General features: G+C 51.8%; 10 protein-coding genes. 6 read left to right on the top strand and 4 right to left on the bottom strand.

Annotated features, from left to right (window positions below):
• Positions 1 to 2: 2 nt before the first annotated feature.
• The gene (gene nagE, locus ACVB80_RS20210; RefSeq protein ID WP_481083091.1) at positions 3 to 1,562 is read right to left on the bottom strand and encodes an N-acetylglucosamine-specific PTS transporter subunit IIBC; all 1,560 of its coding nucleotides are present in this window, start codon (positions 1,560 to 1,562) and stop codon (positions 3 to 5) included.
• A gap of 257 nt (positions 1,563 to 1,819) precedes the next feature.
• Here nagE and nagB point away from each other — a divergent pair, with 257 nt between their 5' ends.
• The 5 genes from nagB (at position 1,820) to asnB (ending at position 8,547) form a co-directional block, all read left to right on the top strand.
• Positions 1,820 to 2,623 carry a glucosamine-6-phosphate deaminase gene (gene nagB, locus ACVB80_RS20205; RefSeq protein WP_481083090.1) on the top strand — a complete coding sequence of 268 codons (804 nt, stop codon included), beginning with the start codon at positions 1,820 to 1,822 and terminating at the stop codon, positions 2,621 to 2,623.
• A 12-nt stretch (positions 2,624 to 2,635) separates the two neighbouring features.
• A complete protein-coding gene (gene nagA, locus ACVB80_RS20200; protein WP_481083089.1) occupies positions 2,636 to 3,772 on the top strand; it encodes an N-acetylglucosamine-6-phosphate deacetylase in 1,137 nt (378 codons plus the stop codon).
• Between the two features lie 2 nt (positions 3,773 to 3,774).
• Positions 3,775 to 4,989 (top strand): DNA-binding transcriptional regulator NagC, encoded by a 1,215-nt coding sequence (nagC, locus tag ACVB80_RS20195; protein WP_481083088.1) that lies wholly within the window; start codon positions 3,775 to 3,777, stop codon positions 4,987 to 4,989.
• A 69-nt stretch (positions 4,990 to 5,058) separates the two neighbouring features.
• Positions 5,059 to 6,648, top strand: a complete 1,590-nt coding sequence (locus tag ACVB80_RS20190) for a cation:proton antiporter domain-containing protein (protein ID WP_481083087.1) — start codon at positions 5,059 to 5,061, stop codon at positions 6,646 to 6,648.
• 228 nt (positions 6,649 to 6,876) lie between these two features.
• Entirely contained in the window at positions 6,877 to 8,547 is a 1,671-nt protein-coding gene (asnB, locus tag ACVB80_RS20185) for an asparagine synthase B (RefSeq protein WP_481083086.1), read from the top strand.
• A 59-nt stretch (positions 8,548 to 8,606) separates the two neighbouring features.
• Here the strand turns inward: asnB and rfaH are convergent, their stop codons facing one another.
• Positions 8,607 to 9,107: a transcription/translation regulatory transformer protein RfaH gene (rfaH, locus tag ACVB80_RS20180; protein WP_481083085.1), complete on the bottom strand. Its 501-nt coding sequence runs from the start codon at positions 9,105 to 9,107 to the stop codon at positions 8,607 to 8,609.
• A 288-nt stretch (positions 9,108 to 9,395) separates the two neighbouring features.
• Here rfaH and ACVB80_RS20175 point away from each other — a divergent pair, with 288 nt between their 5' ends.
• The gene (locus ACVB80_RS20175) at positions 9,396 to 10,778 is read left to right on the top strand and encodes a peptide MFS transporter (protein ID WP_481083084.1); all 1,383 of its coding nucleotides are present in this window, start codon (positions 9,396 to 9,398) and stop codon (positions 10,776 to 10,778) included.
• 67 nt (positions 10,779 to 10,845) lie between these two features.
• Here ACVB80_RS20175 and hemH read toward each other — a convergent pair whose 3' ends face one another.
• Together hemH and adk are read right to left on the bottom strand one after the other, a co-directional pair.
• The gene (gene hemH / locus ACVB80_RS20170; RefSeq protein ID WP_481083083.1) at positions 10,846 to 11,808 is read right to left on the bottom strand and encodes a ferrochelatase; all 963 of its coding nucleotides are present in this window, start codon (positions 11,806 to 11,808) and stop codon (positions 10,846 to 10,848) included.
• 73 nt (positions 11,809 to 11,881) lie between these two features.
• Positions 11,882 to 12,526, bottom strand: a complete 645-nt coding sequence (gene adk, locus ACVB80_RS20165; protein WP_481083082.1) for an adenylate kinase — start codon at positions 12,524 to 12,526, stop codon at positions 11,882 to 11,884.
• Positions 12,527 to 12,707: the final 181 nt, after the last annotated feature.

The raw sequence follows: 12,707 nt of genomic DNA, 5'->3' as shown, positions 1-12,707 counted from the left end.
GATTAAGGCAGTTTAACGTCTGTCAGGTCTTCTGATGGAGAGATACCTTTCATCTCGCCAGCAACGATCTCAGCCAGTGGGCCAAGGATAACCTGCAGGTTGTTTTCACCCAGTTTAACTACGCCTTTCGCACCCAGCTTCTTCAGTACAGCTTCATCAGCCAGAGAGCGGTCTTTCAGAGTCAGACGCAGACGGGTGATACATGCATCGATAGTAGTCAGGTTCTCGTGACCACCCAGAGCTTTCAGGTATTGGCGAGCCAGGTCACCTTTACCAGCTTCACCCTGGTCAGCTGCAACTTCTTCGTCATCGTCTTCACGACCAGGCGACTTCAGGTTGAATGCGCGGATTGCGAAGGTGAAAGTGAAGAAGTACAGAGCACCGAATGCCAGACCGATTACCAGAAGAGTTACCGGCTTGGTTGCCAGACCCCAGTTCAGTACGAAGTCAATCAGACCTGCAGAGAAGCCGAAGCCGTGCAGAGTACCGAACATGTTAGCCACTACCAGAGCCAGACCAGTGAATACTGCGTGCAGAGCGTACAGTGCTGGTGCCAGGAATACGAACATGAATTCCAGTGGCTCAGTGATACCGGTCAGGAATGAACAGAATGCTACTGAGAACAGTGCACCACCAACCTGATGACGTTTTTCAGCAGGAGCAGCGAAGTACATTGCCAGAGCCGCACCAGGCAGACCGAACATCATGATTGGGAAGAAGCCGTTCATGAATACGCCAGCGCCTTTGTCGCCGCCGAAGAAGCGGTGCAGGTCACCAGACTTAACAGTTTCTTTAACGCCTTCGAACACAGTAGTGATTTCAGGAGTTACAGAGTTAGCAAACTCGAAGGTGTACTCGTTACCAGCAACCAGAGTTTTCGCCAGTTCAGGGTCGATACACAGCTGAGTTGCACCGTTCAGGGCAGGAACTGCTGCTACAGCGATTTCCTGACAGGTACCCATGCCGAACCAGAAGTAAGAGTTCAGTACGTGGTGCAGACCAACAGGGATCAAAGCACGGTTCAGAGTACCGTAAACGAACTGACCAACAGCGCCTGAAGTAGATACAGCGTGCGCCAGTGCGTCAAGACCGCCCTGGATTGAAGGCCATACCACACCAGAAACCGCACCCGCTACCAGCGCAAACAGACCAGCCATGATTGGCACAAGACGTTTGCCTGAGAAGAATGCCAGCCACTCTGGAAGACGGGTTGCGTGGAACGCGTTGTATGCGTGACCCGCGATGATACCGGCGAAGATACCGCCGAAGAATGACATGTTGATGCTTGCATCAATTGTTGTCGCAGTTGCAGTCAGTACGAAGTACGCTACTGCACCTGCCAGGCCTGCTGCACCAGAGCCGTCTTTAGCAAGACCAACTGCGATACCCAGACCAAACAGCAGTGGAAGCTGACCGAAGATCGCACCACCCGCCTGTGCCATAAATGGAATGTCAAACAGGTCAGGCTGACCCAAACGTAGTAGAAGCGCCGCTACTGGTAGCGTTGCGATAGGAAGCATCAATGCTTTACCCAGCTTCTGCGCATATCCGAGAATGTTCACCTTAAGTTCCCCCTATAGGATTTTGTTTTGGACCTGAACAGACCACTTATTTTGGCCGTTCAATTTAGTCAGGGTCAGTTTATGCCATTAATTTTGCCCCGCAAATTAAAACCTTTTCATTTGTGATCATAGTCACCTGTTTGGGGTCGATGTAAACGATTTTGCTAGCGAGATCATAAAACTTATTTTATTATTCGAAAAAATTGCCAGGCGGCAATAAAATTTAACCCGTTGTTAAACAAAATTGAGGTGTCACTGTGAGACTTATTCCTTTAGATAGCGCGCAAGATGTTGGCCTGTGGTCTGCTCGTCACATTGTTAATCGTATCAATGCTTTCAAGCCTACTGCGGAGCGTCCGTTTGTGCTTGGTCTGCCTACCGGTGGCACTCCACTGAACACATACAAGCGTCTGATCGAGCTTTATAAAGCTGGCGAAGTAAGCTTCAAACACGTTGTAACTTTTAACATGGACGAGTACGTGGGCCTTCCGGCTGACCACCCTGAGTCATACCGTTCATTTATGTATAACAACTTCTTCAATCACATTGATATTCAGGAAGAAAACATCAATCTGCTGGATGGTAACGCACAGGACCACGAAGCAGAATGTAAACGCTACGAAGACAAGATCAAATCTTACGGCAAAATTAACCTGTTCATGGGTGGCGTAGGTAACGACGGTCACATTGCGTTTAATGAACCGGCTTCTTCTCTCTCTTCACGTACCCGTATCAAGACCCTGACTGAAGATACCCGTATCGCGAACTCACGCTTCTTCGACGGCGACATGAACCAGGTGCCAAAATACTCACTGACTATAGGTGTTGGTACTCTGCTGGACTCTGAAGAAGTGATGATCCTGATCACCGGCCACAACAAAGCACTGGCTCTGGAAGCCGCGGTTGAAGGCAGCGTGAACCACCTGTGGACCGTATCTGCCCTGCAGCTTCACCCTAAGTCGGTTATCGTGTGTGACGAACCGTCTACTCAGGAACTGAAAGTGAAGACCGTGAAATACTTCCGCGAGCTGGAAGCTGAAAACATGAAAGACCTGAAGTAAGGAAACTTTAAGATGTATGCGCTGACAAACTGTAAAATTTACACAGGTAGCGACGTACTGGAGAACCACGCCGTTGTGATCGACGGCGTGAACATCCACGCCGTTTGCCCTGTATCAGAACTTGCTTCGGATATTAAAACTGTTGACCTGGACGGCGCTAACGTCAGCCCGGGCTTTATCGACCTGCAGCTGAACGGCTGTGGCGGTGTGATGTTCAATGACGACATTACGCCCAACGCTATCGAAATCATGCATCAGGCGAACCTGAAGTCCGGTTGTACCAGCTTCCTGCCGACCCTGATCACCTCGTCTGACGAAAACATGCGCGATGCAATCAAAGCTGCGCGTGAGTATCAGGCAGAGAAACAGAACCAGTCACTGGGTCTGCACCTGGAAGGTCCTTACCTGAACGTGATGAAGAAAGGTATCCACAGCGTGGATTACATTCGCCGTTCAGATGAAGAGATGATCGACTTCATCTGCGAAAACGCCGATGTGGTAACCAAAGTGACTTTGGCTCCGGAACAAAATAACCCGGCTCACATTGAGAAGCTGCGCAATGCAGGCATCATCGTTGCGATTGGCCACACCAACGCGACTTATGCCGAAGCGCGTCAGGGCTTTGAAGCTGGTATTACGTTCGCCACTCACCTGTTCAATGCGATGACGCCAATGGCCGGCCGCGAACCAGGTGTGGTAGGTGCAATCTACGATACTCCGGACGTATATGCCGGTGTGATCGCCGATGGTTTCCACGTCGACTACGCGAACATCCGTATCGCCCATAAAATTAAGGGTGAAAAGCTGGTATTAGTGACCGATGCCACAGCTCCGGCAGGCGCTGACATGGATTACTTTATTTTTGTTGGTAAGAAAGTATATTACCGTGATGGCAAGTGTGTAGATGAAAACGGCACACTTGGCGGCTCAGCTCTGACCATGATCGAAGCGGTTCAGAATACAGTTGAGCACGTTGGTATCGCTTTGGACGAAGCTCTGCGAATGGCCACTCTTTATCCTGCCCGAGCAATTGGTTTTGATAATAAACTTGGCCGAGTTAAAAAAGGCATGGTTGCAAACCTGGCTGTATTTGACCGTAACTTCAGCGTCAAAGCGACTGTTGTAAACGGACAATACGAGCAAAACTAAGTATGAATGGCGGACAAATAGGTAACGTTGACTTAGTCAAACAACTAAATAGCGCAGCGGTTTACCGCTTGATCGACCAGCAGGGCCCGATTTCCCGGATCCAGGTGGCCGATGTCAGTCAGCTTGCCCCTGCAAGTGTTACTAAAATCACCCGCCAGCTTCTTGAACGCGGCCTCATTAAAGAGGTCGCGCAACAAGCTTCTACCGGTGGCCGGAGAGCCATCTCGTTAACCACTGAAGTCGACCCTTTCCATTCTGTTGCTGTCCGGATCGGTCGAGATTACCTTCATTTCAGTCTGTACAACCTGGGTGGCCAGGAGCTGTGCAGCGAACATGTTGACTTCAGTTACTCCAACCAAAATGACCTCATCGATGGTCTTATCCCACATACCCGTCGCTTTATTGAAGAGAATCAGGCAGACATCAACGAGCTTATCGCTATCGGTGTCTCACTGCCTGGTCTGGTCAATCCTGAAACGGGTGTAGTGGAATACATGCCAAACACTGACATCGACAACCTCCCTCTGGTTGAACTGATGCACGACGCATTCGGGGTGGAATGCTTTGTCGGCAACGATGTCCGGGGTATGGCACTGGCGGAGCACTACTTTGGTGCCAGTCAGGACTGTCAGGATTCCATTTTGGTCAGCGTTCACCGGGGTACCGGTGCCGGTATTATCGTTAATGGTCAGGTCTTCCTTGGCTTTAACCGTAACGTAGGTGAAATCGGGCATATCCAGATTGACCCGCTGGGCGACAAGTGCCAGTGCGGCAACTTTGGCTGTCTGGAAACCGTGGCTTCTAACCCGGCAATTCTTGAGCGGGTGCGTTCAAGACTGAGCCAGGGTCACAACTCCAGCCTGGCCGGCGTTGAGCCACTGACCATTGATGCGGTGTGTCAGCACGCGCTGGATGGTGACGAACTGGCAAGACAAAGCCTGGTCAAGGTGGGCGATCAGCTGGGTAAAGCCATCGCTATTACGATCAACCTGTTTAACCCGCAGAAGATCGTGATTGCCGGTGATATTACCCACGCAGAAGAGCTGGTATTCCCGGCGATTCGCCGCAATGTGGAGAGCCAGTCACTGACTACCTTCCACACCGGCCTGCCGATCGTCGCTTCCCAGCTGGACTCACAACCAGCCATGGGGGCATTTGCAATGATCAAGCGCGCGATGCTAAATGGTGTTCTTCTGCAAAAACTGCTTGAAGAATAACTAATTAGTCGCTTCAATTAATGGGTCGCCACAGCGCGGCCCTTTTTTATAACTCAAGAAATGCTCAACATGGAATTGATCTTACTCACCACCGCTTTTCTGGCCGGATTTATCGCCCTGAAAAGTAACCTGCCGCCTCTGGTGGGCTTTCTGCTCGCGGGATTTGGCCTGCATGCGGCCGGATTTCAGTCCAGCGACACCATTGTCACTCTCGCCGACCTGGGTGTGACCCTGCTGCTGTTTACCATTGGCCTGAAACTCGACATCCGGGTGCTGCTCTCCAAAGAGATCTGGCTCGGCGCGACGATTCACAACATACTTTCGACCGCCTTTTTTGCCTTTGCCCTGTTTGGTCTTAAGCTGCTTGGCACCAGTATGCTGGCCGATCTGGCCCTCTCCCAGCTGGTACTGCTCGGTTTCGCGCTCTCTTTCTCCAGTACCGTTTTTGCCGTCAAAAGTCTGCAGGAAAAAGGTGACATGAACGCCACCTACGGCACCCTGGCGATTGGTATTCTGGTTATGCAGGATATTTTCGCCGTGGTCTTCCTGACCGCTTCCACCGGTAAACTGCCCGAATGGTACGCGATCGCCCTGTTTGCCCTGCCCCTGCTCCGCCCGCTGTTTTACAAACTGCTCGACTCGGTGGGTCACGGCGAGATGCTGGTTTTGTTCGGCATTTTCTTTGCCCTTGTCGTCGGCGCAGGTCTGTTCGAACTGGTGGGCATGAAACCGGATCTTGGTGCCCTGATTCTGGGCATGCTGCTGGCCGGTCACAAGAAAGCTTCCGAGCTGTCCAAATCGCTCTTTAATCTCAAAGAGCTGTTCCTGGTGTGCTTTTTCCTCAATATCGGCCTGTCTGAGCAGCCCTCCCTTTCCGGCTTTGCGATGGCGGTAGTACTGATGGCACTGCTGCCGGTCAAAGGTCTGCTCTATTTCTGGATTATTCACCGCTTTAAGTTTCGCGTCCGTACCTCGCTGCTGGCCTCGCTCTCGCTGTTTAACTACAGTGAATTTGGCCTGATCGTTGGTGGTCTGGCGTATGCCAAAGGCTGGCTGGGCGGTGAGATTCTGGTTTCTGTCGCGATTGCGGTTTCACTCTCTTTCCTTGTCGCCGCTCCGCTTAACCGGGCCGGCCACGCCATCTACCGCCGCAGTTCAAAATGGCTCAAAGAAGTCGCCGCAGAAAAACTTCATGCCCGTGACCAGTTAATTGACCCGGGCTGCGCTCAGGTTCTGATCCTGGGTATGGGCCGCATCGGCACCGGTGCTTACGATGAACTGGTATCCCGTCACGGCAATATCTGCCTTGGCGTTGAAGTCCGCCCGGATGCCGCCAAAGAACAACAACAGGAAGGCCGTAACGTAATCGAAGGGGATGCCACCGACTCCGACTTCTGGGAACGGATCCTGGATACCGCCAACGTTAAACTGGTATTGCTGGCTATGCCTCACCACAAAGGTAATCAGGTTGCACTGGAGCAGCTTCAGCGCAAAAACTTTGCCGGACAGGTGGCGGCGATTGCGGAATACCCGGACCAGCTGGATGAAATGCTGGAGCAGGGAGTCGATGCCGCATTTAACATCTACAGCGAAGCCGGCAGTGGTTTTGCCCGCCACGTTTGCGACCGTCTGCAACCCGTTTTTGCCCGCAACGACTGAGTCCACTCCCTGTAAAAGCTGTCCTGAACCGGGCAGCTTTTTTGTTCAAATCGTTCAATTCCTAGCTCAAATTAAATGCCATTTAATAATTTCGCAGATTTGATAAATAATTTCTAATCATGTCGCGTTTGTACCATTCATTTGCTATTTCGGTGTTGCTTTTTTTAACTGAACTGGCAAATTGAACCCATAGCAACGAAAACGGATTTTAAGTTAAGAGGTATTGGTATGTGTTCCATCTTTGGCATTCTGGACATTAAGAGCGATGCTGCGGCCCTGCGCCCGGTAGCACTGGAGATGTCTAAAAAACTTCGCCACCGCGGCCCTGACTGGTCGGGTATTTATGCGTCAGATAAAGCGATTCTGGCCCACGAACGTCTTGCGATTGTAGGCCTGAACAGTGGCGCCCAGCCTCTTTACAGCCCGGATCGCAAACTGATCCTGGCGGTGAACGGTGAGATCTATAACCACAAAGAGATCCGTGCCCGCTACGAAGGCAAATACCACTTCCAGACCGACTCTGACTGTGAAGTGATCCTGGCGCTGTACCAGGACATGGGCGCAGACCTTCTTGAAGAGCTGAACGGCATCTTCGCATTCGTGCTCTACGATGAAGAGAAGGACGAATACCTGGTAGGCCGTGACCATATCGGCATCATCCCTATGTACCAGGGCTTTGATGAGCACGGTAACTACTACGTGGCTTCTGAAATGAAAGCCCTGGTTCCGGTTTGCCGCACCGTCAGCGAGTTCCCTCCTGGCTGTCACTACGCCAGCGGTGACAGTGAACCACAACGCTACTACATCCGTGACTGGAACGAGTATGCTGCCGTACAGGGCAACAGCACCAGCAAGGAAGAGCTGACCCAGGCGCTGGAAGATGCGGTAAAACGTCAGTTGATGACCGACGTACCATACGGCGTACTGCTGTCAGGCGGTCTGGATTCTTCCATCACCTCGGCGGTTGCAAAACGTTTTGCAGCGATGCGTATCGAAGACGATGAGAAGACCGAAGCCTGGTGGCCTCAGCTGCACTCCTTTGCAGTTGGCCTTGAAGGTGCGCCGGATCTGAAAGCCGCGCGTGAAGTGGCGGATCAGATCGGTACCGTACACCATGAGATGACTTACACCATTCAGGAAGGCCTGGATGCGATCCGCGATGTTATCTACCACATCGAGACTTACGACGTGACCACCATCCGTGCGTCCACGCCAATGTTCCTGATGGGCCGTAAGATCAAGGCGATGGGCATCAAGATGGTACTGTCCGGTGAAGGCGCCGATGAGATCTTCGGTGGTTACCTTTACTTCCATAAAGCGCCAAACGCTCAGGAGTTCCACGAAGAGACCGTGCGTAAGCTGCTGGCACTGAACATGTTTGACTGTGCACGTGCCAACAAGTCTCTGGCAGCATGGGGCGTGGAAGGCCGCGTACCATTCCTGGACAAAGAGTTTATCGACGTGGCCATGCGCCTGAACCCGCAGGACAAGATGTGTGGCAACGGCAAGATGGAAAAACACATCCTGCGTGAGTGTTTCGAGCACTACCTGCCGGAAGCCATCGCATGGCGTCAGAAAGAGCAGTTCTCTGATGGTGTAGGTTACAGCTGGATCGATACCCTGAAAGAGGTAGCGGAAGAGAAAGTGACCGATCAGCAAATGGAAACGGCCGCATTCCGCTTCCCGTACAACACGCCTGCAACCAAAGAGGGCTATGTGTACCGTGAGATCTTTGAAGAGCTGTTCCCGCTGGAATCCGCGGCCAAATGCGTACCTGGTGGCCCGTCAGTTGCCTGTTCTTCTGCCAAAGCAGTAGAGTGGGATGAGACGTTCAAAAACTGTATCGACCCGTCAGGCCGCGCAGTGCAGGCGGTTCATAACGACGCCTACTCAGAATAATTTCTCAGATAAAGCAAAGGGCACCCCGCGGGGTGCCCTTTTTAATAACTGCCGGAGAACTACTCCAGATCGAGGTCTGCGTTATCAATGCTGACTTTCACCGGGCGGCTGATCATTTCCACCAGCATGAATGAACGTTTGTCGCCATCCGGCTCCTGATAGATCGCATCAAAACCGGCAAACTGGCCTTCAAGAACGCGAACTTTCTGGCCGTGCTCCGGCAGCGCCTGCTGTGTGGCTTCCGGCGGATCAGCCTTCTCCAGCTCCTTCAGGGCATACACCAGATCGCCTTCCACTTCCTGGGGATAGGCCCCCTGGCGAACAAAATCAACCACACCACGGGTGGAACGGACCGTGGTAAACGACGGTCCCTGTTCATAATCGAAACGGATAAACACGTAGCAGGGAAACAGCGGTTCTTTGGCCTGCTGCTTTTTGTTCCTGACCGTTTTTTCCACTTCAATCTGAGGATAAAAACACTCAATCCCCTGGTTTTCCAAATGCATTTTTGCCCGGGACTGCTCGCCCCGCTTGCAGTAAAGCAAGTACCAACGTTTCATATTTATAACTGCCGATCTTTTTTGTCATCCTAGCATTTTCGTCAATAAGTGAAAATGCAATAATGGAAACATTGTTTCCACATACTCGCCCTTTTGTTGCAGGAGTATAGTGTTTCCCTGCAAACACAGCATGCAATTCACATTGCCCACTCTCGTCGCCATGGAATGAAGCCGTATCCGGCCAGACGAGCGCGCAAGGTTAACATCAAACCTTACAAAACAACATGAAGTTGTTTTGTCTGTAATGTCATGACATGCCTTATTATTTTAAAAGAAGATAAATAAGTTATGACACAAGCTAAAACCGACTTTTTAGGACATCCTAAAGGGCTCTTTCTGCTGTTCAGCACAGAGCTTTGGGAGCGTTTCTCATATTATGCAATGCGTGCCATTCTGGTACTGTTTCTGACTGACACCACCATTAACGGTGGCCTGGGCTGGACAACCCAGGACGCACTGCAGCTTTACGGTGTATATACCGGCCTGGTTTACATCACCCCGCTGATCGGTGGCTGGATCGCTGATAACCACTGGGGTCAGCGCCGTACACTGCTGGCCGGTGGTTTCCTGATGGCGATTGGCCAGTTCACCCTGGCACTGCCAGACGGCATGCTGCCGCTGGATAACGTATCCAGCCTCTACCTGGGTCTGGCGTTCCTCATCGCCGGTAACGGTCTGTTTAAGCCAAATATCTCAACCATGGTAGGTGACCTGTACCCGAACGGCGACAACCGTCGTGACGGTGCATTCACCATCTTCTACATGGGTATCAACATCGGTGCTCTGCTCTCTGGTGTGGTAGCCGGCAGTGCCACCAGCGCATACGGCTGGAAAGCCGGCTTCCTGGTTGCGGGTATCGGTATGGTTATCAGCCTTATCCTGCAAATGACCATGGCCAAATCCCTGCTGGGCGATATCGGCATGGAAGCGGCAGCAAAACGCGCTCAAAACAGCAAAGGCAAGAACAACCCGCTGACCAAACAAGAAAAAGACCGCCTGAAAGTGATCCTGGTTATGGGTCTGTTCGTGGTCGTGTTCTGGGCTGGCTTTGAGCAGGCTGGTGGCCTGATGAACATCTACTCTCAGGAGTACACCAACCGCATGATCGGCAGCTTTGAAGTGCCGGCAGCCTGGTTCCAGTCACTGAACCCGTTCTTCATCATCACCCTGGCACCAGTGCTGGCTGCTCTTTGGGTGAAACTGGGTAAACGCGAGCCAAACTCTCCGGTGAAATTTGCCCTGGCGCTGTTCTTCCTGGCACTTGGCTTCCTGTGCATGGTGGGTGCGGTACTGGAGCAGGGTGGCGACATGACGGTTAAGACTTCAATGATCTGGCTGGTTGGCGCTTACTTCTTCCATACCCTGGGCGAGCTTTGCCTGTCTCCGATCGGCCTTTCTATGATCACCAAGCTGGCTCCGCTTCGTCTGGCTTCCCTGATGATGGGCGCCTGGTTCGGCTTTAACGCGATTGCCAACTATGTTGCGGGCTACATCGGCTCACACGTGGGCGATTACGGCGCAATGGCTATCTTTGGTGGTATCGCGATCACCGCGACCGTTTCCGGCGTGATCCTGCTGATGTGTTCAAACAAGCTGATCGACTGGATGCACGGCGCAGAGGACAAACACGTTATCGCTGACGACGCTGAACCTGAACTGCAAACCGCATAATCAATATGCTCACTATTAACTGAAAGAGGCTGCCAACCGGCAGCCTCTTCTGTATCCATAGAGTCTCTTACAAATAGCGATTCACTATCTCCACCATCATATCGATATGCTCTTTGTCATCGTTAAGGCAGGGAATATAACGGTACTCCTCCCCTCCCGCTCCAAGAAACAGCGCTTTGTTTTCCTCAGCGATCTCTTCGAGCGTCTCCAGACAATCTGCCGAGAAGGCCGGAGTGATGACATCAATGCGTTTCTTACCCCTGCCTGGCAGCGACTGCATGGTCTCATCCGTGTATGGCTGAAGCCACTCTTCCCGGCCAAAGCGGGACTGATAGGCCATACCAATCTGACTGCTGTCCAGCTCAAGCGCCTGAGCCAGCAATGCGGTCGTGCGTTCGCAGTGCTGAGGATAGATATCCCCCTCATCGGCATAACGCTTTGGAATACCATGATAAGAACAGAGCAGATAATCCGCCTGGCCGTGCTCCTGCCAGTGACGACGTACACTTTGGGCCAGCGCTTCAATATAGGCCGGTTCATCGTGATAATCGCGGACAAACTGGTAATTCGGGATCACTTTGGAAGCTTTAAACGCTTTGCCCAGCCCGTCTGTCACCGCGCCGGTAGTGGTGCCTGAATGCTGGGGAAACAGCGGCAGGACAATGATCTGCTCACAACCCTGGTTCATCAGCTTGTCCAGTCCCTGCTTAAGGGACGGAGAGCCATAGGTCATACCGATTTCAACCGGCAAACCCAGCTCACTCTGCAATGCCGCAGCCTGGCGCTTTGAATAGACCATCAGCGGTGAGCCTTCATCCATCCACACACTCTGGTAGAGCTTAGCCACTTTAGGCGAGCGCAGCGGCAAAATGATCCCGTGCAGGATCGGACACCAAATCCAGCGGCTGGTATCCACCACCCGCTTATCATGAAGAAACTGACTCAGGAAGGCTTTTACTGCAGTTGCGGTCGGCGCATCCGGCGTACCCAGATTGACCAGCAGCACGCCTTTTTTATTGTTGTTGTCCATAGCAATCCATCTTTTGGCGGTACAAAAAAACGGCCCGCAGGCCGTTTTTCAATATATCAGAGATTTGCGCTGATTAAGACAGAGCTTTCTCGATATCTGCGCTTACTTCTGCAACCTGCTTGGTACCGTCAAATTTCAGGTACTTAGTGTTGCCAGCTTCAGCTTCTTTACCGTAGAACTCGATCAGAGGAGCAGTCTGGTCATGGTATACGCCCAGACGCGCGCGTACGGTTTCTTCTTTGTCATCATCACGTACAACCAGGTCTTCGCCGGTTACGTCGTCTTTACCTTCCACTTTAGGCGGGTTGTAAACAACGTGGTAAGTACGGCCTGATGGCAGGTGAGCACGACGGCCAGCCATACGGTCAACGATTACGTCATCAGCAACGTCGAACTCAACAACATAGTCTACATCAACGTTCATCTCTTTCAGACCTTCAGCCTGAGGGATGGTACGTGGGAAGCCGTCCAGCAGGAAGCCTTTCTCACAGTCGTCCTGAGCAATACGCTCTTTGATCAGACCCAGAATAATGTCGTCAGATACCAGCTGACCTGCATCGATTACTGCTTTCGCTTGCTTACCAAGCTCAGTGCCCGCTTTGATAGCAGCACGCAGCATATCACCAGTAGAAATCTGTGGAATACCGTACTTCTCCATGATGAATTGTGCTTGTGTGCCTTTACCCGCACCTGGTGCACCCAGAAGAATGATGCGCATGTTTAATCCTCTTAAAATTTTTTATTTATACCGAAAGTCACTCTCGTTTGGTGTACGGTAAGTTTCGGTATAATTTTTACAGTAAGTGGCTGACTATACCACAGTCAGCAAAAAATGGAGGGCTTTGATGGAACAATTCCCTGCCATCGCCTCCATTTTGGCAGCAACAGATGTAATAAAG

This window comes from Vibrio sp. 9-16B-A1 (genome assembly GCF_056726165.1).
This window is presented reverse-complemented; position numbering and strand designations above follow the sequence as displayed.

What these genes read in the sequence shown, in the direction of transcription:
- nagA (WP_481083089.1), top strand. Translation starts at nt 2,636, where the DNA reads ATGTATGCGCTGACAAACTGTAAAATTTACACAGGTAGCGACGTACTG.
- nagC (WP_481083088.1), top strand. Translation starts at nt 3,775, where the DNA reads ATGAATGGCGGACAAATAGGTAACGTTGACTTAGTCAAACAACTAAAT.
- ACVB80_RS20190 (WP_481083087.1), top strand. Translation starts at nt 5,059, where the DNA reads ATGGAATTGATCTTACTCACCACCGCTTTTCTGGCCGGATTTATCGCC.
- asnB (WP_481083086.1), top strand. Translation starts at nt 6,877, where the DNA reads ATGTGTTCCATCTTTGGCATTCTGGACATTAAGAGCGATGCTGCGGCC.
- rfaH (WP_481083085.1), bottom strand. Translation starts at nt 9,107, where the DNA reads ATGAAACGTTGGTACTTGCTTTACTGCAAGCGGGGCGAGCAGTCCCGG.
- ACVB80_RS20175 (WP_481083084.1), top strand. Translation starts at nt 9,396, where the DNA reads ATGACACAAGCTAAAACCGACTTTTTAGGACATCCTAAAGGGCTCTTT.
- hemH (WP_481083083.1), bottom strand. Translation starts at nt 11,808, where the DNA reads ATGGACAACAACAATAAAAAAGGCGTGCTGCTGGTCAATCTGGGTACG.
- adk (WP_481083082.1), bottom strand. Translation starts at nt 12,526, where the DNA reads ATGCGCATCATTCTTCTGGGTGCACCAGGTGCGGGTAAAGGCACACAA.